Source organism: Leifsonia sp. ALI-44-B (assembly GCF_001984125.1).
In the GTDB taxonomy this organism is placed as follows: domain Bacteria; phylum Actinomycetota; class Actinomycetes; order Actinomycetales; family Microbacteriaceae; genus Okibacterium.
The window spans coordinates 245,370-264,966 of record NZ_MTQL01000006.1; the positions used below are offsets into that span (position 1 = coordinate 245,370).

Consider the following 19,597-nt stretch of genomic DNA (forward strand, 5'->3'; position numbering starts at 1 on the left):
CGTCTAACTCGCGGCCGCCAGGATGGTGCCGCCGCTGAGCGCGAGCTGCGCGACCAGCACGAGTGCCGACACGATGATCAGCTGGAACAGGAGGCGGCTCGGTGGCCGCGTGAGAACCAGCACGATGCCCATCACCGCGATCGCGCTGACGACGACGAAACCCGCCACGGCGAGCACGCTCGGGCCCGTGTCGAAACCCGCGTCGATAACCGGGCCGAGCATGACGAATGCTGCGCCGACGACCAGCGCCACGAAGGCGATCGTTCCCGTGGCTCGTCGCCCGAGGCGGTGTGGCAGCCCCGAGACGCCCGTGCGCGCGTCGTCGTCGAGGTCGGGCAGCACGTTCGTGAAGTGGATGGGAATGCCGAGCACGGCACCCGTCGCGGTCGCCCACCAGGCCGCGGCCGACGGTTCGGCGGCCGCGAGCGTCACGACGCTGGGCAACAGGCCGAAGCTCACGAGGAACGGCACGAGCGAGAAGGCCGTTCGCTTGAGCCCGGCGTTGTAGGCCCACCCCGAGGCGATGAGGATGGTGTGGGCGATGCCGGTCCCCGCGCTCAGCGCGAACGACAAGACGACGGCAATGGCGGCGGTGACGAAGGCGGCGTTACGCACCGTCGACGCCAGGATGGCGCCCGAGGCGATGGGCTTATCGGTGCGCCCGACCTCGGTGTCGCGCCGGGCATCGATCCAGTCGTTCGAGAGCCCGATCGACAGCTGGCCGGCCAGGATGGCGAGACCCACGAGCGCGACGCGCCACGCATCCAGGCCCACGGCGACGCCCAGGATGATCGACAGCGTCGTGACCGCAACCGTCGGCCCCGGATGCGAGGACAACGCGAGCAGTCTGGCCCGACCGAGCACGCTCATCGGCCCTCACCCTTCCGCGTTCCGGGTGCCGTGGCACTGACAAGATGGCGAGAGCAGTTCACGTCGAGTCGGCGAGGCCCGCTCGCGTCGAGTTGACGAATCGGGCTCACGCCGCGTCGGCGGGCACGCGCACGATCATCGCGCCGGGTTCGATGCGGGCGTTGAAGGCCACGACCTCGCCGAACGTGTCGCCGTCGAGCTCGATCTCTTCGGGGCGCGAGAAGCGGGCGACGAAGGTTGTGCCCGTCTCGTAACGGATGTCGCGGTCGTTCTTGCGCTGACCCGCGAGGGCCCGGCCGGCCTTGGTGCGCATGACGACGCCGTTGGTCCAGGCCACCTTCAGCCACACGCGGATCCAGCCGAGCACACCCTTCGGGCGCATCATCATGACGTCGAAGAGGCCGTCGTCGACCTTGGCGTCGGGCAGCAGAAGAATGTTGGCGGGCAGCGACCCGCAGTTGCCGAGGATGAGGGTGTGCACGGTGCGGCGTTCAGGCCGGTGGTTGTCGAGCTGGAAACGCACATGCAACTCGTTCGGGTCGCGCAGCGAGGTCACGATGGCCTTGACGTAGGCGGCCCAGCCGGCCTTCTTCTTCAGGTCGTCGTCGGTGTTCTTGATCATCTTGGCGTCGATGCCGAGACCGGCCATGACGACGAACACGTGCTTCTCTCGCGTGCGGTCGGCGCGCTCGATGTCGATGACACCGAGGTCGATCTCACGGTCGGCGCCTGTGAAGGCATATTGCACCGATCCGGGCATGTCGTTCAGGGTGAGATGCAGGTTGCGGGCCAGGAGGTTGCCGGTGCCGGACGGCAGCAGGGCGACGGGAACGCTCGTGCCGCGCGCGGCCTCCGAGACGGCCCGCACGGTTCCGTCGCCGCCCGCCGCGAAGATGAGGTCGGCGCCGTCGTCGATGGCGGTGCGCGTGACGCCCTGTCCGACATCCTCGATGGATGTCTCATACCAGCGCGTCTCGCCCCACCCGGCAGCCGCGGCCTCACGGTTGACGGTCTCGCGCAACTCGTCAAGGTCGACCTTGATCGGGTTGTAGACGACGGCGGCGGTTTTCGTGGCTACATCGGTCATAAGACATCCTCGGGTTCGGGTCAGGCTCTACCTTATGTGCGGGGGCGATTCCGGCTGGCAAGCGGGCGGGGGCTACCGGCCGGGGGAGTAAGCATGCTAGCGCCCCCGATGTGCGCGGCTCACTCGGCCGGACCGTTACCGGATGACGTGGCCCGGATGCGTGTCGTCGTAGCGCTGGCGGGCATCGGCGATGGCGGCGCGCTCGGCCAGCGACCAGTCGGCGAGCGCCTTGATCAGGTGGGTCAGTCGCGCCCCCGAGTCGGTCAGCGCGTAGGACACCTGCGCGGGAACCGTGGGGTAGACCGTGCGGCTCACGAGCCCGTCGCGTTCGAGCCGACGCAGCGTGAGCGTGAGCATGCGTTGCGAGATGCCGTCGATGGCCCGCTGCAGTTCGAGGAAACGACGCTCGGACGCGCCCAGCTCGGTCACGACCATGACGGTCCAGGTGTCGCCGACGCGGTCGAGCATGTCGCGGATGCCGCAGTCGGGGTGGTCGCTCGCGCCGCACGGGTCGAGGGTGGCGGTTACTTCGGTGTGCGTCACTGACACGAGAGTGCCTCCTTGTGGCGGTCGAAACGGGCGAACACAATCAGCTTAGTTAGGCATCAGAACCACGAAAGGTCTCGTCTTGATTCTCGTCACCGGCGCCAGCGGCCAGCTCGGCCACGCCATCCTCACCCTCCTGTCCGAGCGGGGGACCGCCGCCCGGGGGAGTAGCCGCTCGTCGTCGGCCCGCGGCCCCCTCGTTGACTTCGATGACCCCGCGAGTATCTCGTTCGAGGGCGTCGCTACGCTGGTTCTCGTGTCGGCCGGGGAGGCCGAGGACGATGTCGTCGTCGCGCGTCACGAGGCGGCGATCGCGGCGGCCGAGCGGGATGGTGTCGCACATGTCGTCTACACCAGCCTGGCTTCCGAGGGTGACCACCTCGCGTTCGCGCTGGCGCATCGGTGGACGGAACGACGCCTGCGAGAAAGCTCGCTGTCCTGGACCATCCTGCGCAACGGCCTCTACGCCGAGCTGTTCGGTTCGCTCTTCGGCTGGGACGGTTCGCGCCTCACGTCGGCGTTCGGCGGCGGGGCCCTCGCGGCGGTGGCACGGGCCGATCTGGCCGAGGCGGCGGCCGTCGTGGCCGACCGTCCTGAGCGGCACGTGGGACGCACCTACGACCTCGTCGGCGAACCGGTGACGGCGAATGACGTTGCGACCCGTCTCGGGGTCGACCTCGCCGACGTCTCGCTCCACGACAAGCGGGTCGAGTTGGATGCCGCCGGCCTGAAGCCCTTCCAGCCCGCGATGCTCCTGTCGATCTTCACGTCGGTACGGCACGGTTTCTTGAGCGCATCGGGGAGTGACTTGCGTCTGCTCCTCGAACGCGAACCGCGGGATGCCGTGCAGGTGGCAACCGAGGCGGCGAGCGCGGGGCGCCCGAACCTGTAGACGACTCACCGCGCGGCCGGTTTACTCGTCGAGGTCCTGCGAGAATGGCCGTATGACCTCGACGCGTTCGGCCCGGGCCCTGCGGGGCGCGCTGGCGGCGATCGCGTCGACCTTCGTGGCGTTGCTCTCGCACGTGGCGGGCGGGGGAGAGGTGCCCGGGCTGCTCGGCATCCTCGTGCCTCTCGTTCTGGCGACGGCCGTCTGCGTTCCGCTGGCCGGTCGACGTCTGTCGATCCTCCGCGTGTCGGCTTCGGTGATCGCCAGCCAGATGCTGTTCCACGTGTTGTTCGTTCTCGGGAGCGCCGGTAACACGTCCGCGGCATCGGCAACCGGGGGAGTAGGTCACGAGGGGCACGGAGGCCACGGTTCGGCAGCGGCACCGCTTCTGCTGGCGACTCCGGCCAGCGGCCCTAGCGCAGGTGTCCCCGCGCACGCACACGCCGGCATGTGGGCGGCTCACGCTGCGGCGGCCGCCGTGACGATCCTGGCGATCTATCAGGGCGAGCGGGTCGTTCGGCGACTTCGCACGCTCGCGGTCGCGCTCGTGCGCGTTCTACTTCCCGTCGTCTCCACGATCCCCGTTCCATTCCTCGCCGCCGCTCCCGCGGACATCGAGACGGTCTCGCTTCCTCGGTCGCTCAGCGTCTATCCCTCCACGCGGTCGCACCGCGGCCCGCCCGCAGTCTCCTTCCCCTCACTCCCTCTCGCGACCTGAGCAGCGATTTCCGCTGCCGGTGACGCCGGATGCCGCGCCGTGCGGCCCCTGCGTTCCCGTGTCGCGTTTCGTGTTGCCGTCGTCGACGCCTGAGAAGGCGTCACCTCGGCGAGGTCATCGAGCGGTACGGCTGCGGCTGGCCGCTCAGGAAGGAGCCACCGACCGTGGCCGAAAACAGAGACAACCCCACCCCGACATCCCCTCGACCCGCGCCCACCCCGATGCCCGATACGGAGCCCGACACCGATGCCGGCCCCGCTTGGAGCCCCACACCGCCTGGCTTCGTCGCAATCGCCCTCGCGATCTCGGTGCCGCTCGCCGTCGTGGCGACACTCCTCGGCCTCTCCCTCACGGGTGAACTCGGCCGCGGCCAGCTGCTCACCAACCCGGGGGAGTTGGTCACCTGGGGGCTCCCCATCGCGCGCGTGCTGCACGACGCGGCCGCCTCGGTGACCATCGGTCTGCTCCTCGCCGCCACGTTCTGGTTGCCGGGCCAGAAGATCGCCCCCGGCCTCATGTCGTTCTCGCAGGCCAAGGCTGTGTGGTGGGCAAGCTGGGCGGCCTCCGTCTGGCTGGCGGCGGGCATCGCGGTGCTCGTCTTCACCGCCGCGAACTCGATCGGCGTGCCCCTGACCGCGCCGTCGTTCCCCACGACGTTCGTCTTCTACGCGACCCAGCTCGAGCTCGGCCAGACGATGCTGGTGTCGATGGGATGCGTGGCCGCCGCGCTCTCGATCGCCCTGCTCGCGCGGCGGCAGTCCTGGGTGGCCACGGCCGCCGTCCTGTCTGTCGCTGCGCTCCTGCCGCTTTCGTTGTCGGGCCACGCCGCCGGATCGGACGAGCACGGCAACGCCGTCAACAGCCTCGCCATCCACCTCATCGGCGTCACGGCGTGGGCCGGTGGGCTCGTCGCCGTCATCCTCCTGCGCAAGAAGGTCGGCGCCCAGCTCGGCGCCGTCGTCGCCCGCTACTCCCTCCTGGCCGGGTGGGCCTTCGGCGCGGTCGCCTTCTCCGGTGTCGTGAATGCATCGCTCCGCATCAGCTCGCCGGCCGACCTCGTCACGCCCTACGGCATCCTGCTGATCGTGAAGGCGACGGCGCTCGTGCTGCTGGGCGTGGCCGGCGCGTGGCATCGCCTGCGTCTCATCCCGCGGCTGCGGCGCGACCCCTCCGACCGATCGGCTTTCGTGCGCCTGGCCGTTGGCGAGGTCGTCGTCATGGCCGTGACGATGGGTGCGTCGGTGGCGCTCTCACGCAGCCTGCCGCCCGTGTCGCAGGAACCCGTGGCCGACGACATCCGCCACCGCCTGCTGGGTTTCCCGTATCCGCCCGATGTCACGCCCCTGCGCATGTTCACGGAATGGCATATCGACTGGATGTGGGCGGGCCTCGCGCTCGTGGGCGCCGGCTGGTACGTGTGGGCGGCCCTGCGCGTGCGGCGACGCGGCGACAGCTGGCCCCTCGGCCGCATCGTGTCATGGGTGGCCGGGTGCGCCGCGCTCCTCTATGCCACGAGCGGGGGACCGGCCGTCTATGGGCAGGTCCACTTCAGCACGCACATGCTGCAGCACATGACGCTCATGATGGTGGTGCCGCCCCTGCTAGTACTCGGCGGGCCCGTCCTGTTGGCGCTGCGCACGCTGCCCGCTCGCAACGACGGCGGCCGCGGCATCCGTGAATGGATGCTCATCCTCGTGCACTCGCGCTATCTGCGGGTTCTGTCGACCCCGGCTGTCGCGGCCGTGCTCTTCGCGGGCAGCCTCGTGGTCTTCTATTACACCGGATGGTTCGAATGGGCCATGTTCGCGCACCAGGGCCACGTCTTCATGACGGTGCACTTCTTGGCGACCGGATACCTCTTCTTCTGGGTGCTCATCGGCATCGACCCGGGTCCGAACCGCCCCACGCACCTCATGCGTCTGCTCGTGCTGCTCGCGACACTGGCCTTCCACGCCTTCTTCGGCCTCACGATCATGGCGAACTCGGCCGTGCTCGCCGAGGCGTGGTGGACGGCGCTCGGGGGAGCGACGACCGCTCAGCTCCTCGCCGATCAGGGCGTTGGCGGCGGCATCGCGTGGAGCGCGGGGGAGATCCCCACGGTGCTGATCGCGCTCGTCGTGGTGGCGCAGTGGGTGAAGAGCGACGAGAAGTCGGCCAAACGCTACGACCGACGCGCCGAGCGGGACGGGGACGCGGAACTCGTCGCCTACAACTCCCGGCTGCGGCGCCTCGACGATGACGATCAGGGCTGAATAATCACGACCTTGCCGGAACCGCTCTCGGCCACGGTGTGCGCCTCGACGATGTCGGCGAGAGAAAATTCGTGATCCACGCGCGGCGTGTAGAGGCCCTTCTCGCCGAGCGCGGCGGCGTATCGGAGGAGCGCAGAATCGTTGCGAGCGTCCACCTTGCGGAGGCCCAGTCGCGCAGCCCCCTGATCGTCGATGACGGTGACGACGCGCGACGGGTCCCCGACGATCCCGAGCAGATCCGGCAGCGATTTCGACGGTGCGGAATGGAGCGCTGCGTGGACCCCGTCGGGCGCCAGGTCGCGCACCCGATCGGCGAGACCCGCTCCATAGGTGGTCGGGTGGATGCCGAGCGATTCGAGGTAAGCGTGGTTGCTCGCACGGCCCGTGCCGATGACGGTGGCGCCGGCCGCGACGGCGAACGCGGCGGCGGCGCTGCCGACGGCACCGGAAGCGCCTTCGATGAGCAGGGTCCGCTCGTTCAGGTCTCCGAGGGTTTCGAGGGCGGCAGCCGCGGTCGCCGATGCGAGCCCGGCCGCCGCGGCCTGAGCCGTGGACCAGGCGCTCGGCACGTCGGCCCAGGCCGTGAGCACCGCGAATTCGCCCGTGGTGTCGCTGATCCCGCCCAGGCCGAAGACGCGGTCGCCGACGTGTGCGTCTGACACCCCCTGACCGATCTCGTCGATGATGCCGACGGCGTCGCGGCCGGGGATCGCGGGCAGGGTGAGAGGCAGGAACTGCTGCAGGTGGCCGGCGCGCAGGATGACGTCGATCGGGTTCACGCTGGTGGCCAGCACCCGGACACGAATGGAACCGTCACCCGCATGAGGTTCGGGCGCATCGTCGACGAGGAGAACGTCGGGGGAGCCGTACGTGTGAAAGCGCGCAGCGAGCATCGAGTCAGACCTTTCGAAGGGGAGAGCAGCAAATGCTTGCTGCGGAAAGTAACCTAACCCGGATTCCTTTCCGTGGCAAGTATCGGTATCGTGGTGTCGTGACCACCTCAGATCGCCTCTCGCCTCAGCAGGACCGCACCTGGTCGTTGTTCGTCGGCGTCATGATGTGGTTGCCCGCCGAACTCGATGTGTATCTCGAACAGGTGGCGGATCTCAGTCATGCCGAGTTCGGGGTCCTGCGCTGCCTGGCCCTGGGGGAGGATCGTGAGATCCACATGAGCCGGTTGGCCGCCACGGCGAGCGTGACGCCGTCGCACCTGTCGAGGATCGTCGGGCGTCTCGAGAAACGAGGACTTCTCGCTCGAAGTGCCGATCCGACGGATGCGCGCAAGACGCTCGCGAGGCTTACGCCGGCCGGCGATCGACTCCTGGCTGAGGTCGAACCCGGATATGTCGCCGAGGTGCGTTCCCGGGTGTTCGACCTGCTCGGCGATCGGCAGCTGGATCAGCTCGAAGATCTCGCCGAAGCCATCCTCACGCCGCTGCGGGGAGAATGCGTCGACCTGTTGCCGCCTCGGTCGGCTCGCTGATTCCCTCTACGACTTCGCTCACTGAGTTCGCCGGCTGGGGAGGGTTCGAAACGGCTTTGTTGACATAATGTGCATTATCGGCACTCTATTGGGGAGTGGGAGCGGGGTCCTTCTCGGGCTCGTTTCGCGACAGCTGAGGCGCCGGCAGTGAGACGCGTAACGCCGTGCCGCCTTCGTTGCCGGGGCCGATCTTCATATCTCCCTGGAAGGCCTGGATGCGTCGTGACAACGACAGCAGGCCGCCGTCGATGGACGGGTCGTCAGCGATTCCGACGCCATTGTCGAAGACGGTGAGAACGATTCGTTTTCCCGCGGGCTCGGCATCGTCGACGACAGACAGCGACACCCGGATGCTGTCGGCCGCACCGTGCTTGAGCGCGTTCGTGATGCCTTCCTCGAGGCTCCGAACGAGCAGGGATCGCTGCGACAGGCCGATGACGTTGTCGGCGGGGTCGTCGAGCGCCCGGAATTCACGCGAGACGTCGAACTTCGTGACGATACTGGTCGGCAGGCGCTGCAGAATGGCGCGGATGCTGGGCGCGACACCCACCTCGAGCAACGGCGGCGAGAGCAGACGACTCGTGGCGCGGACATCCCGCTCGCGCAGTTCATCCACCCGGTTTTCGACCGACCGGATGTCTTCCTCGGAAACCGTCTCCCCCGAGCCGACCCGTTTCGCCAGCTCGTCGAGGCTCGCGGCGATGAACACGAGGCGCTGCTGCACCGTGCCGTGCAAACCCTCCGCGACCTCGCTTTTTACGCGCAGCTCTTCGCCTTGGAGTGCCTGCAGCGCCAGGTCGGCTGCCCGTCGCTGAGCCGTCTGCTCGCGTTCCTCGTGGCGGGTCCTGCGGCGCGCGGCCGAGACGGCGAACCCGAAGGCGCCGCACACCATGAGCGTCGCCACCGAGGCCCCGAACTCGACCAGCACGACATCGGCGGTCGGCGAGCGATACACCCCGAGCAGCAGCTGCAGGCCGACCCGCACAAGCCCGGCCACGCACGACACGGCGAATGTGAGCGCGAGCACACGGGGCCGCCACCACTCGTGCAGCGAGGGACCCCAGCGGGTCATGAGCAGGAAGCCGAGCAGGAGTACTGCTCCCCCGATGCCGACGACGTTCGCGGTGATGCGCTCGAAGAGCATGCCGCGTGACCCGCCGGGCGCCACCCAGGCGAAGATATAGACCGTCTGCATGGCCGTACCGATGCCGAAGGCCAGGGCGACGGCACCCGAGGCGACGACGAACGACCGCGAATCGCTGATGCGGTCGTTGCGATCGTCGTGGTCCCGCCTGTCGGTGTCATCGGCGCGCGACTGTGCCAGCCCCCGCGCCGGTCTCCTGATCCCCACAGGTCGATTTTCTCAAAGGAATCTCATTTTCGGCGGCAATCGGCGTGCCTATTTTGGGGGCATCGGCGACGCTCGCTGCGCATCCCGCCGAGAGTTTCCTCCCCCTTCGCGCGCATCCCACCCGGCATACTCGTCACATGGACATCTCGGAGCGCACCCCGCGCGCAGGCGGAACGTCGCGGTCATCCGGGGGCACCACTCCCCTGCGCGTCGGCGTCGTCGAAGACCAACCCCTCTTCAACGGCATGCTCGGCGACCTGATCGACAAGCATCCCCGCACGCGGCTCGTCGGTCGGGCCACCACGGTCGCGCACGCGCGCAAACTCTTCCTGCCGGGCACGGTCGACGTTCTGACGATGGACATCGAACTTCCCGACGGAAACGGCGTGAGCCTCGGGGTCAGCCTGAAACGCCAGGCCCCCGAACTCGGCATCGTCCTGCTCTCCGCCTACGACCTCATGGACATGTTGCTCGAGATGCCCGACGACATGCGGGGCGGCTGGAGCTATCTGTCGAAGAAGTCGGCGCTCACCTCGGAGACACTGTTCGCCGCCATCGAGGCGTCGGCGCGGGGCGACTCGATGCTCGACCCCGACCTCATCGCGCACGCCACGCCGCGCACTGAGTCAGTGCTGCACCGTCTCACCGACCGGCAGTACGCCGTGCTGCAGCTGCTGGCCCAGGGCCTGTCGAACCAGGGCATCGCCGCCCGGCTCGGAATCGCCGAGAAATCGGTGCAGAACCACCTGACGAGCATCTACAGCATCCTCGGCGTGCCGGCCGATTCGGCCAAGAACCCGCGCGTCCTGGCCGCGCTCACCCTGCTGGCAGAAACCGGCCGGGACAGCTAGTCCCTTGTGACGCCCCGGCCACTCGCCTAGCGTCGAAGGATGACCGACAGTCAGAGTTCGTCCGCCAGCACGTCCGCCTTCGCCTCCCCCGCACCGTCGACCCCGTCGAGTGACGAGCTCGAGATCGTCGACCGCTGGTGGCGCGCCGCCAATTACCTCACGGTGGGCCAGATCTACCTGCTCGGCAATCCGCTGCTCACGCAGCCGCTGAGCCCCGACCAGATCAAACCGCGCCTGCTCGGACACTGGGGCACCTCCCCCGCCCTGAGCTTCATCTATGCGCACCTGAACCGCGTCATCCAACACACCGACAACGAGTACCTCTACGTTTGCGGCCCGGGTCACGGCGGCCCGGCCATGGTCGCGAACACGTGGCTCGAGGGCACCTACAGTGAGCGTTTCCCGCATCTCGGCCAGGGCGTCGAGGGCCTCGCGGCGCTGTTCCACCAGTTCAGCTTCCCGGGCGGCATCCCTTCGCACGCGGCGCCCGAGACCCCGGGGTCGATCAATGAGGGCGGCGAGCTCGGCTATTCGCTGTCGCACGCCTATGGCGCGGTGCTCGACAACCCGCGCCTGATCGCGGCGTGTGTCGTGGGCGATGGCGAGGCCGAAACGGGCCCGCTGGCCACGAGCTGGCACGCCAACAAGCTCATCGACGCGAAGAACGACGGCGCGGTGCTGCCCATCCTCAACCTCAACGGCTACAAAATCGCCAACCCGACTCTTCTCGCACGCATCGGTGAAAGCGAGCTTCTCTCACTGTTCCGCGGCTACGGCTACGAGCCCGTCATCGTGTCGGGCGGTTTCGACGGCGAAGACCCCATGCTCGTGCACGCCCGCATGGCCCGCGCGCTCGACGCCGCCGTCGCGCGTATCGAACAGATCTGGTCGGATGCTCGAGACGCGGGTCACACCGACCGCCCCGCGTGGCCCATGATCATCCTGCGCACGCCGAAAGGCTGGACGGGCCCGAAGGAGGTCGACGGCGAACCCGTCGAGAACACGTGGCGGGCGCACCAGATCCCCGTCGACGATGTGCGCGAGAACCCCGAACACCTGCGTATCCTCGAAGACTGGATGCGGTCCTACCGAGCCGACGAGCTGTTCGACGAGAACGCCGTGCCCGCCGCCGACATCCGCTCGCTGGCACCCGGGGGCGAACGCCGCATGAGTGCCACGCCGCACGCCAACGGCGGCGAGCTGCGGCATCCGCTCGTCTTGCCGGCCGTCGAACCGCACGCCGTGCCCGCTCCCCCGAACAAGGGCGAACTCGTGTCGGCCACGGGAACCTGGGGAAAGTGGCTGGCCGAGGTCGTGCGCGAGAACCCGCACACGTTCCGCATCTTCGGGCCCGACGAGACCGCCTCGAACCGCCTGCAGGCCGTCTACGAGGTCACCGACAAGGTGTGGGCCGCCGACATCAAGAGCACCGATCAGCACCTGGCGCACACGGGCCGCGTCACCGAGGTGCTCAGCGAACATCTGCTGCACGGCATGCTCGAGGGCTACATCCTCACGGGCCGCCACGGCCTCATCAACACCTACGAAGCGTTCGTGCACATCGTCGACAGCATGTTCAACCAGCACGCGAAGTGGCTCGAATCGGCGGCCGAGGTCGAGTGGCGCGAGCCCGTCTCCCCCTTCGTCTACCTGCTGTCGTCGCACGTCTGGCGCCAGGACCACAACGGCTTCTCCCACCAGGACCCGGGGTTCCTGAACCTCGTCGTCAACAAACAGGCGCATCTCGTGCGGGTTTATCTGCCGCCGGACGCCAACACCCTGCTGCACGTGGGCGCCGGCGTCTTCGACACGACCGATCGCATCACGGTCATCGTTGCGGGCAAGCAGCAACAGCAATCCTGGCTCGACATCGACGACGCCCGCGCGCACGTCGAGCACGGTATGGGCGTCTGGCCCTGGGCCGGCAACGAGGCGGCATCGTCCCCGGGTGACCACACCGGCGCGGATGCTGCCCCCGACGTCATCTTCGCCTCGGCCGGCGACGTGCCCACGCTCGAGGCCATCGCGGCCGCCCAACTCATCCGCGAGAACGTCGAGGGTATGCGCGTGCGCTTCATCAACGTCGTCGACCTCATGCGCTTGCAGGACGAGAAAGCCCACCCGCACGGCATGCCCGATGCCGAATACGACGCCATGTTCCCCGAGAACGTGCCCGTCGTCTTCGCGTTCCACGGCTACCCCTCGCTCGTGCACCAGCTGGCCTACCGCCGGCACAACCACGACGATATGCACGTGCACGGTTTCGCCGAGAAGGGCACGACGACCACGCCGTTCGACATGGTCATGCTCAACGAGATCGATCGCTATTCCTTGGCGATGGATGCCGTGAAGCGCCTCGCCGAGAAGGGCCGCGACGTTCCGGCGGGTTTGTCCGACACGTGGGAGGCCGCCCGGGTCGAGGCCCGGCGCTACGCCTACGACAAGGGCGAAGATCATCCCGATTTCACCGAGTGGGAGTTCCGGCCGGAACGCTAGACTCGTATATCAGCATCCGAATACGCTCTACCCGAGAGAGGACGCGCATGTCGCTCCGACGCACGCACGCCACCACCCCGAACGCCCGCGCTCACGCGAAGACCACGCCCACCGCGACCATCGTGGGGGCCGGGCCGAACGGACTCTCGGCGGCCGTCGTGCTCGCGCGCGCCGGTATCGAGGTGACGGTGCTCGAGCGCAACGACACGATCGGCGGCGGTGCGCGCACGGCCGAGCTGACGCTGCCGGGCTACTGGCACGATGTGTGTTCGGCCGTGCACCCGATGGCTTTCGCGTCCGGTTTCTTCCGCCGCTTCGGCCTCACCGACCGCGTCGACTTCGTCACGCCCGAGATCTCCTATGCGCAGCCGCTCGACGGCGGCGACGCCGGGCTCGCCTATCGTGATTTGCACCGCACGGCCGAGCACCTGGGGGTCGACGGCGACCAGTGGCTGCGGCTCATGGGCCCGCTCGTCGACCGCGCGCACGATGTCGCGCAGGCGACGGGGTCTCCCCTCACGCGCGTGCCCCGGCATCCGATCGCCCTGGCGCTCTTCGGGGTGCGCGCCCTCGAACTGGCCGCCACCATGGGGGCGTTCCGTTTTCGCGAAGACCGTGCGCCCGCCATGCTCGCCGGTGTGGCCGCCCACGCCATCATGCCCATGCCGCGGCTCGCGTCGTCGGCCGCGGGTCTGGTCTTGTCGGTCACGGGACACCAAGACGGCGGATGGCCCATTCCGATCGGCGGCAGCCAAGCCATCGTCGACGCCATGGCCGACGACGTGCGCGCCCACGGCGGGCGCATCGAGACCGGCCAGCACGTGACGAGCGCGGCCGATCTGCCCGATTCGACCGTCACACTGTTCGACACGACGCCCCGCGCCCTCGTCGAGATCCTCGGCGACCGCATACCCGCGGGTTACCGTCGTGCGCTCGAACGGTTCCAATACGGAAACGGTGTGGCCAAGGTGGACTTCGCCCTGTCGGGACCCGTGCCGTGGACCAACGAGGAACTGCACAAGACCGGCACCCTGCACCTGGGCGGAACGGCGGCCGAGACCGCGGCCGGCGAGAACCAGGTGGCCCGGGGTGAACACCCCGACAACCCCTATGTGCTGGTGTCGCAGCCGACGCGTTTCGACCCGTCGCGTGCGCCGGAGGGTAAGCACACGCTGTGGGCCTACACGCACGTGCCCGCCGATTCGGATCGTGATATGACCGAGGCGATCGTGCGGCAGATCGAGCGGTTCGCGCCGGGGTTCCGCGATGTCATCCTGGCGTCGTCGTCGCGCACGGCGCAGCAGATGGAGGGCTACAACCCCAACTACATCGGCGGCGATATCTCGGCCGGTGAACCGAACCTGTTGCAGCTCATCCGCCGCCCGACGCTCTCGCCGACGCCCTGGCGCACCGCCGTCGACGGCGTCTACCTGTGCTCGTCGGCGACTCCCCCGGGCCCCGGCGTCACGGGGCTGCCGGGCGCGTATGCCGCAACGGCCGCGCTGCGCGACCACTTCGGCGTGACGCGTCTGCCGCGCCTAGGCCCTGACCCGGTCTGATCGTCGTCGCCGTCTGATCGTCGCAGGTTGTATCCCGACCCGGTCTGGCAGCCGACCTGACCTCGGGGATATCTGTCTGGCGCCCGGCCCGGTCGAGCGTCTGTTCGGGCCCGACGCTTATTCCGTTCGTGCAGTCACGATGCGTTCTCCTTGTCGGCCCGACGGATGCTCGTCACGGTGCCCTCGCGATACAGCAGCGCCCGCACCTCCGACTCCCCCGACGCCGCGCGCTTCGGGTCGATGGTCTCGCCCTGGTTGTAGTGGTCGATGAGCCGCGGATCGACGTAGCTCGCCCGCGCGATCGTCGGCGTATTGCTCAACACCTCGGCGGCGTCGCGCATGGCCTGGCTGATCGCCCGGTTGCGCTTGGCCTGCGACGGCAGCGGCCCCGTCCTGGCGAGGCTGACGGCCGCCGTCACGGTGCCGTGCAGCGTGCGGAAGTCCTTGGCCGTGAAGTCGCCGCCGGTCATCTCCTTCACGAAGTCGTTGATGTCCGAGCTCGTCACGGGATGCCAGTGCCGCCCGTCCTTGTAGGCGAGCAACCGAGCCCGGCCGCCCCGCCGCTTGAGCTGTCGCACGACGGCCGCGAGGTCGGCATCCGTGATGTCTGACTCCCACTCCTTGCCGCTCTTGGCCGGGAAGTGCAGGTGCACGGTGTCGCCCGACACGCGCGCATGCGAGCCCAAGAGGGTCGCGAGGCCGTGGCTGCCGTTGCTGTTGGTGTAGCGCTCGGAACCCACCCGCAGCGACCCGGTGTCGAGCATGCGGAAGGCGGCGGCCAAGGTGCGCTCGCGCGACACGCCGTCGCTCCGCAGGTAGATCGTGACCTGTCGACGGGCGTTCGGCAGCGCCTCGGCGAGCTGCAGGGCGCGGTCGAACTTGATGCGATCCTTCTTCTCGCGCCAACCCGGGTGGTAGATGTATTGGCGCCGCCCGACCGCATCGACACCCGTCGCCTGGATGTGCCCGTTCTCGAACGGTGCGATCCAGACATCCTCCCAGGCGGGCGGAATTCCGAGCTTTTCGAGGCGTTCCCGCAGCGCGGGATCGGTGATGGTCGAGCCGTCGAGGTCGCGATAGCTGAAACCCGACCCCGAGCGCACGCGCCGATATCCGCGGCCGTTCGAATTGCTGCGTCTCAGTCTCATGTTCTCGCTTTCCGCTCCGCGGGTCGTCGCCGCACCTCTCGCGCGCCTTCCCTGGCCGGCGTCGCGAACGGAAATTGTTCCCCACGGGCCACGGATCTGCGGCAAGGTGGGCACATCAGCCTTCACCACGAAAGGAAGGTATCCGCCTCATGTCCACCTCAACGTTCTTCATCAACGTCGATTCGTCCAGACTCTCACCCTCGCAGGTGACGGGCATCCGGGTTGCCCTGGGGGTCGCCGGTCTGCTAGCCGTGATCCTCGGCATCTCGATCCTCGTGTGGCCCGGCGCCACGCTCGCGCTCGTGGCCTGGCTCTTCGGCATCTACTTCCTCGTCGTCGGCATCCTGCGCATCGTCAAGGGGTTTTCCGGCCACTCGGAGGGCACGAGCTATCGCGTGTTCAGCGTCATCCTCGGCGTGCTGCTCATCCTGGGTGGCGTCTACATCCTGCTGAACCCCGTGTTCGGCGTGGCCGTGCTCGCGGCCGCCATCGGCATCACGTGGATCATCGAGGGCATCGCGTCGCTCGTCGAGTCGGCGCCCGATTCCTCGCGCTGGTTCGGCGTGCTCTACGGCGTGGTCAGCATCGTGGCCGGTGTGATCGTGCTGTTCGTACCCGTGCAGTCGGCGGCGGCCCTGCTGGTCTTCGTGGCGGTTCTCGCGATCGTCGCGGGCGTCGTCGAGATCGTGCAGGCGTTCACGTTCGGCCGCGCCGCCAAGCGCGCTGGCATCGCCTAGACCCGGCGGCCGCAACCATCTCCGCGGTCTCGTGCCGGGTGGCACGTGCACGACCGCACGGGGCTTGCGCATACGACGCTGAAGGGGCGCTCACGATAATTCGTGAGCGCCCCTTCAGCGTTTGATTGTCAGACCTACTCGGCGACGAAGTCGCTCGTGTCTCCGACGAGGCGCGTGTTGTCGGCGGGGATCGGGTCGACGGCGGCCTGCGCCACCTCGGCCGCGAATTCGTTCACGTTGTAGAGGCGTCCGGCGGATTCCTTGCGCTGGCTGATAGCACCCGGGTTCGAGCGCTCGAGCAGCGTGGCCGTGATGGTGCCCTCGATCATGTCGCCCGAGACGACGACGAACTCGATGCCGCGCTCCTCGAGCTCGGGCAGCTTCTCGCGCAGGGCATCCTCGCCCGCACGCTTCGACAGCGCGACGGGCTCGTACTCGGGCATGGTGGGCGTGGTGCGGATGAAGTGCGCCTGGTGGCTCGTGACGAACACGATGCGCGATCCGGATGACAGCAGCGGCAGCGCCTTCTCGACCACGTTGAGCTGGGCGTCGCGGTTGAGCGTGAGCGCGTAGTCCGCGGCCATGCCCGACTCCATGCCGCCCGAGGCGTTCAGAACCAGGATGTCGAGCCCGCCGTATTCGGCCCGGATCGTGTCCATCATGGCCTCGACGGATGCCGGGTCGGTCAGGTCGGCGCCGATCGACAGCGCCTGGCCGCCCGCGGCCTCGATCTCCTTCTGCAGCTTGAGCGCACGCGCCTCTTTGTTGCGGAAGTTGATGACGACGCGCGCACCGGCCTCGGCGAAGAAGCGAACGGTATCTGCGCCGATGCCGCGCGAGGAGCCGGTGACCAGCACAGACTTTCCGTCGAGCGATCCGGGGCTGAGTGGCTGTGACACGTGTTCTCCTTGTCGATGCGGTCGCCGCGAGGGCGGTGATGTCCAGCCCCGAGACTACCAACTCCCATATGCCGCCCCGCCGCTAGCTGATAGGTTCGTTGAAGAGACCCCGGTCGATGACGACATCGACGGAGCCCCCCGACACCCTCTTGGAGGCCGGTATGGACTGGATCATCGACAACGCCTGGATCGTCTGGCTGGTGCTCATCCTGGTCTTCGTCATCATCGAGATGCTGTCGCTCGAGTTCACGTTCCTCATGATCGCCGTGGGTTCCGCCGTCGGCCTCGTGAGCGGCCTGCTCGGCGCCCCGTGGTGGTTGCAGATCGTCATCGCCGCCGTCGCATCCGTCGTTCTTCTCGCCTTCGTCAGGCCGTCGCTCCTGAGAGCCCTGCATCGGGGCGAAGACAAGACGCCGTCCAATGTCGAGGCGCTGCTCAACATGCCGGGCGAGGTGCTGCGCCCCGTGTCGTCGACCGGCGGCCAGGTGCGTCTCGCCAACGGCGACACGTGGACCGCCATCCTCTTGCCCACCGCGCCGGGCGGAACGCTCGAACCGGGCACGCACGTCTCCGTCCACGCCATCCAGGGAGCGACCGCTGTCGTCGCCCCCGCCGAAAGGAAAGCCCTATGACCGATTCTTCCGCCCTCGTCGGCACGATCGTGGCCTGGGTCGTCGGCATCGTCCTCGTCATCTTCGTGCTGGTGGTGTTGTTCCGGTCCATCCGGATCATCCCCCAGGCCAACGCCGGTGTCGTCGAGCGCCTCGGCCGCTACCACAAGACGCTTCTGCCGGGCCTCAACCTGCTGGTGCCGTTCATCGACCGCGTGCGCCCGCTCATCGATCTGCGCGAGCAGGTCGTCTCGTTCCCGCCGCAGCCCGTCATCACCGAGGACAACCTGGTCGTCTCGATCGACACGGTCGTCTACTTCCAGGTGACGGATGCTCGCGCCGCCACGTATGAGATCGCCAACTATCTCGGCGCCGTCGAGCAGCTGACGACCACCACGCTGCGTAACGTCGTCGGTGGCCTGAACCTCGAAGAGGCGCTCACGAGCCGCGACAACATCAACGGTCAGCTGCGCATCGTGCTCGACGAGGCGACCGGCAAGTGGGGCATCCGCGTGGGTCGCGTCGAGCTCAAGGCCATCGACCCGCCCCTGTCGATCCAGGACTCCATGGAGAAGCAGATGCGTGCCGAGCGTGATCGCCGCGCCGCCATCCTCATCTCCGAGGGAACGAAGCAGTCCGCCATCCTCGAGGCCGAGGGTGCCCGGCAGGCCGAGATCCTGCGCGCCGAGGGTAACGCCAAGGCCCAGGTGCTGGTCGCGCAGGGTGAGGCCGAGGCCATCACCACGGTGTTCAGCGCCATCCACGCCGGAAACCCCGACAGCACGCTGCTCGCGTACCAGTACCTGCAGACGCTGCCGAAGCTCGCCGAGGGGTCGGCGAACAAGCTGTGGATCATCCCGTCCGAGCTCACCGAGGCTCTGAAGGGCATCGGCTCGGGCTTCCTGCCGAAGAACGGCGAAGACCTGTCGAAGCTCATGGGCGCCGCCGGTCTCGGCGGAGGTCAGGGTGGCGGCCAGAAGCCGTCCGGCTCGTCGTCGACCCCTGCCGAGTCGTCGGACGAGCACGCTCCCTCGAGCGCGCCGGCACCGTCGGGTGACGCTGCGCCGTCGAGCATCCAGCCGCCCAGCGTCCAGCCGCCGACCGGGTTCCCCGACTCGCCGCCCAGCGCCCCGCCGGCCGGTCCCGGCAACTAGCCGACCATGCAGCGTCCACGCGTGGTCTCACGGTATCTCGATGCCGCGGGGCCACGCGTTTTCGCGCACCGGGGCTTCGCCGACGGCGTGCCCGGCAACACGCTCGCCGCCTTCCGGGCCGCCCTCGAAGCGGGTGCGTCGCACCTCGAATCGGATGTCCGCGCGACGCGTGACGGCGTCCCCGTCCTTTTCCACGATGAACACCTCCCGGCTGGCGTCCTCCCCGAGGTCGCGCCCGACGACGCTGCAAGTTCTTCGCCACTCGACGACGTCGCTATCCGCACGCTCACGCTCGCTGAGGTGCGCCGCATCGATCTGGGCGGCGGCCACCGTATCCCGACGGTCGCCGAAGCGCTGGATGCCTTCCCCGATGCGCTCTGGAACCTCGACCTCAAGGCACCCGACGCCGTCGTCGCTACCGCAAAACACGTCTGGCGCGCGGGGGCTGCCGACCGTGTCCTGCTCACGTCGTTCTCCGAGGTGTCGCGTGCCCGCGCCGTGCGTCTCCTCCCCGGCATCGCGACGTCCGCGTCATCCATTGGCACGGCTGTCATCCTGCTCGCCGCCCTGACCGGTCGACCCGCGCTGGTCCGCGCCGTCACGCGGCTCCTCCCCGGCACGGTGCTCGCCCTGCAGATCCCCGAACGGGCCGGCCCTCTCCCCCTCGTCACGACGCCCCTGCTGGCCACGCTGCACGGCGCGGGCCTCGAGGTGCACGTGTGGACCGTGAACGAACGCTCCGACATCCGCCGCCTGCTCGAACTGGGCGTCGACGGCATCGTCACCGATCGACCGGATGTCGCTCGCGCCGTCGTCGACGTGCTCGACGTCTTCGAGGCTTTGGGGCCCTCTCACGCTGGCAGTTGACTGGGAGAAAGCGGCCGCAGGGAAGCTCCCGCACAGCTTGGGGGTTTATAACTGAGCATGCATCGCGAGAGGAGACCAC

The 19,597-nt window shown here is 68.4% G+C and carries 18 protein-coding genes; 11 read left to right on the forward strand and 7 right to left on the reverse strand.

Annotation, left to right across the window (positions count from 1 at the left end; all coding sequences use genetic code 11):
* Positions 1–3 precede the first annotated feature (3 nt).
* The 3 genes from ALI44B_RS02220 to ALI44B_RS02230 all read right to left on the reverse strand — a co-directional run bounded on the left by ALI44B_RS02220 (position 4) and on the right by ALI44B_RS02230 (position 2,506).
* Entirely contained in the window at positions 4–870 is an 867-nt protein-coding gene (locus tag ALI44B_RS02220; RefSeq protein ID WP_077053136.1) for a UbiA family prenyltransferase, read from the reverse strand.
* A 106-nt stretch (positions 871–976) separates the two neighbouring features.
* Positions 977–1,957, reverse strand: a complete 981-nt coding sequence (locus ALI44B_RS02225; protein WP_077053137.1) for a diacylglycerol/lipid kinase family protein — start codon at positions 1,955–1,957, stop codon at positions 977–979.
* A 135-nt stretch (positions 1,958–2,092) separates the two neighbouring features.
* The gene (locus tag ALI44B_RS02230; protein WP_077053138.1) at positions 2,093–2,506 is read right to left on the reverse strand and encodes a winged helix-turn-helix transcriptional regulator; all 414 of its coding nucleotides are present in this window, start codon (positions 2,504–2,506) and stop codon (positions 2,093–2,095) included.
* Between the two features lie 79 nt (positions 2,507–2,585).
* On the opposite strand from ALI44B_RS02230, the gene ALI44B_RS02235 reads away from it, so the two are divergent.
* From ALI44B_RS02235 to ALI44B_RS02245, 3 genes are all read left to right on the forward strand, one after another.
* Positions 2,586–3,395 carry an NAD(P)H-binding protein gene (locus tag ALI44B_RS02235; protein WP_077053139.1) on the forward strand — a complete coding sequence of 270 codons (810 nt, stop codon included), beginning with the start codon at positions 2,586–2,588 and terminating at the stop codon, positions 3,393–3,395.
* 52 nt (positions 3,396–3,447) lie between these two features.
* Entirely contained in the window at positions 3,448–4,110 is a 663-nt protein-coding gene (locus tag ALI44B_RS02240; protein WP_077053140.1) for a hypothetical protein, read from the forward strand.
* A 164-nt stretch (positions 4,111–4,274) separates the two neighbouring features.
* Positions 4,275–6,362, forward strand: coding sequence for a bifunctional copper resistance protein CopD/cytochrome c oxidase assembly protein (locus ALI44B_RS02245; protein WP_238592003.1), 2,088 nt, complete (start codon positions 4,275–4,277; stop codon positions 6,360–6,362).
* On the opposite strand, the gene ALI44B_RS02250 is transcribed toward ALI44B_RS02245, so the two are convergent.
* Positions 6,353–7,255 carry an alcohol dehydrogenase catalytic domain-containing protein gene (locus tag ALI44B_RS02250; RefSeq protein WP_077053141.1) on the reverse strand — a complete coding sequence of 301 codons (903 nt, stop codon included), beginning with the start codon at positions 7,253–7,255 and terminating at the stop codon, positions 6,353–6,355. The two genes, ALI44B_RS02245 and ALI44B_RS02250, sit on opposite strands and share 10 nt — an antisense overlap.
* 98 nt (positions 7,256–7,353) lie before the next feature.
* Between ALI44B_RS02250 and ALI44B_RS02255 the strand changes: the two genes are divergently transcribed.
* Complete coding sequence (locus ALI44B_RS02255) at positions 7,354–7,845, forward strand: MarR family winged helix-turn-helix transcriptional regulator (RefSeq protein WP_077053142.1); 492 nt, start codon at positions 7,354–7,356, stop codon at positions 7,843–7,845.
* Between the two features lie 85 nt (positions 7,846–7,930).
* Here the strand turns inward: ALI44B_RS02255 and ALI44B_RS02260 are convergent, their stop codons facing one another.
* On the reverse strand, positions 7,931–9,196 hold the full coding sequence (locus ALI44B_RS02260) for a sensor histidine kinase (RefSeq protein ID WP_077053143.1): 1,266 nt from the start codon (positions 9,194–9,196) through the stop codon (positions 7,931–7,933).
* 137 nt (positions 9,197–9,333) lie between these two features.
* On the opposite strand from ALI44B_RS02260, the gene ALI44B_RS02265 reads away from it, so the two are divergent.
* Genes ALI44B_RS02265 through ALI44B_RS02275 form a run of 3 tightly spaced genes read left to right on the forward strand, consistent with a single transcriptional unit; the run spans position 9,334 to position 14,102 of the window.
* On the forward strand, positions 9,334–10,047 hold the full coding sequence (locus tag ALI44B_RS02265; protein ID WP_077053144.1) for a LuxR C-terminal-related transcriptional regulator: 714 nt from the start codon (positions 9,334–9,336) through the stop codon (positions 10,045–10,047).
* Between the two features lie 39 nt (positions 10,048–10,086).
* The gene (locus tag ALI44B_RS02270) at positions 10,087–12,543 is read left to right on the forward strand and encodes a phosphoketolase family protein (protein ID WP_077053145.1); all 2,457 of its coding nucleotides are present in this window, start codon (positions 10,087–10,089) and stop codon (positions 12,541–12,543) included.
* 47 nt (positions 12,544–12,590) lie between these two features.
* Complete coding sequence (locus ALI44B_RS02275) at positions 12,591–14,102, forward strand: phytoene desaturase family protein (RefSeq protein WP_083709424.1); 1,512 nt, start codon at positions 12,591–12,593, stop codon at positions 14,100–14,102.
* 134 nt (positions 14,103–14,236) lie between these two features.
* On the opposite strand, the gene ALI44B_RS02280 is transcribed toward ALI44B_RS02275, so the two are convergent.
* The gene (locus ALI44B_RS02280; RefSeq protein WP_077053146.1) at positions 14,237–15,250 is read right to left on the reverse strand and encodes a DNA topoisomerase IB; all 1,014 of its coding nucleotides are present in this window, start codon (positions 15,248–15,250) and stop codon (positions 14,237–14,239) included.
* Between the two features lie 149 nt (positions 15,251–15,399).
* Here ALI44B_RS02280 and ALI44B_RS02285 point away from each other — a divergent pair, with 149 nt between their 5' ends.
* The gene (locus tag ALI44B_RS02285; RefSeq protein ID WP_077053147.1) at positions 15,400–15,987 is read left to right on the forward strand and encodes an HdeD family acid-resistance protein; all 588 of its coding nucleotides are present in this window, start codon (positions 15,400–15,402) and stop codon (positions 15,985–15,987) included.
* Positions 15,988–16,121: 134 nt separating this feature from the next.
* Here ALI44B_RS02285 and ALI44B_RS02290 read toward each other — a convergent pair whose 3' ends face one another.
* Positions 16,122–16,886, reverse strand: a complete 765-nt coding sequence (locus ALI44B_RS02290) for an SDR family oxidoreductase (RefSeq protein ID WP_077053148.1) — start codon at positions 16,884–16,886, stop codon at positions 16,122–16,124.
* Positions 16,887–17,002: 116 nt separating this feature from the next.
* Between ALI44B_RS02290 and ALI44B_RS02295 the strand changes: the two genes are divergently transcribed.
* From ALI44B_RS02295 to ALI44B_RS02305, 3 genes are read left to right on the forward strand one after another with little or no spacing between them, the layout of a single operon-like run.
* Positions 17,003–17,518 (forward strand): NfeD family protein, encoded by a 516-nt coding sequence (locus ALI44B_RS02295; RefSeq protein ID WP_327196300.1) that lies wholly within the window; start codon positions 17,003–17,005, stop codon positions 17,516–17,518.
* Entirely contained in the window at positions 17,515–18,651 is a 1,137-nt protein-coding gene (locus tag ALI44B_RS02300) for an SPFH domain-containing protein (RefSeq protein WP_083709426.1), read from the forward strand. The genes ALI44B_RS02295 and ALI44B_RS02300 overlap by 4 nt, the downstream gene beginning before the upstream one ends.
* A 21-nt stretch (positions 18,652–18,672) precedes the next feature.
* The gene (locus ALI44B_RS02305) at positions 18,673–19,518 is read left to right on the forward strand and encodes a glycerophosphodiester phosphodiesterase family protein (RefSeq protein WP_238592007.1); all 846 of its coding nucleotides are present in this window, start codon (positions 18,673–18,675) and stop codon (positions 19,516–19,518) included.
* Positions 19,519–19,597: the final 79 nt, after the last annotated feature.

Bases quoted from the DNA above. Each gene is read 5' to 3' on its own strand.
- ALI44B_RS02220 (WP_077053136.1), bottom strand. From the start codon at position 870: ATGAGCGTGCTCGGTCGGGCCAGACTGCTCGCGTTGTCCTCGCATCCG.
- ALI44B_RS02225 (WP_077053137.1), bottom strand. From the start codon at position 1,957: ATGACCGATGTAGCCACGAAAACCGCCGCCGTCGTCTACAACCCGATC.
- ALI44B_RS02240 (WP_077053140.1), top strand. From the start codon at position 3,448: ATGACCTCGACGCGTTCGGCCCGGGCCCTGCGGGGCGCGCTGGCGGCG.
- ALI44B_RS02250 (WP_077053141.1), bottom strand. From the start codon at position 7,255: ATGCTCGCTGCGCGCTTTCACACGTACGGCTCCCCCGACGTTCTCCTC.
- ALI44B_RS02265 (WP_077053144.1), top strand. From the start codon at position 9,334: ATGGACATCTCGGAGCGCACCCCGCGCGCAGGCGGAACGTCGCGGTCA.
- ALI44B_RS02270 (WP_077053145.1), top strand. From the start codon at position 10,087: ATGACCGACAGTCAGAGTTCGTCCGCCAGCACGTCCGCCTTCGCCTCC.
- ALI44B_RS02275 (WP_083709424.1), top strand. From the start codon at position 12,591: ATGTCGCTCCGACGCACGCACGCCACCACCCCGAACGCCCGCGCTCAC.
- ALI44B_RS02280 (WP_077053146.1), bottom strand. From the start codon at position 15,250: ATGAGACTGAGACGCAGCAATTCGAACGGCCGCGGATATCGGCGCGTG.
- ALI44B_RS02285 (WP_077053147.1), top strand. From the start codon at position 15,400: ATGTCCACCTCAACGTTCTTCATCAACGTCGATTCGTCCAGACTCTCA.
- ALI44B_RS02295 (WP_327196300.1), top strand. From the start codon at position 17,003: ATGACGACATCGACGGAGCCCCCCGACACCCTCTTGGAGGCCGGTATG.
- ALI44B_RS02300 (WP_083709426.1), top strand. From the start codon at position 17,515: ATGACCGATTCTTCCGCCCTCGTCGGCACGATCGTGGCCTGGGTCGTC.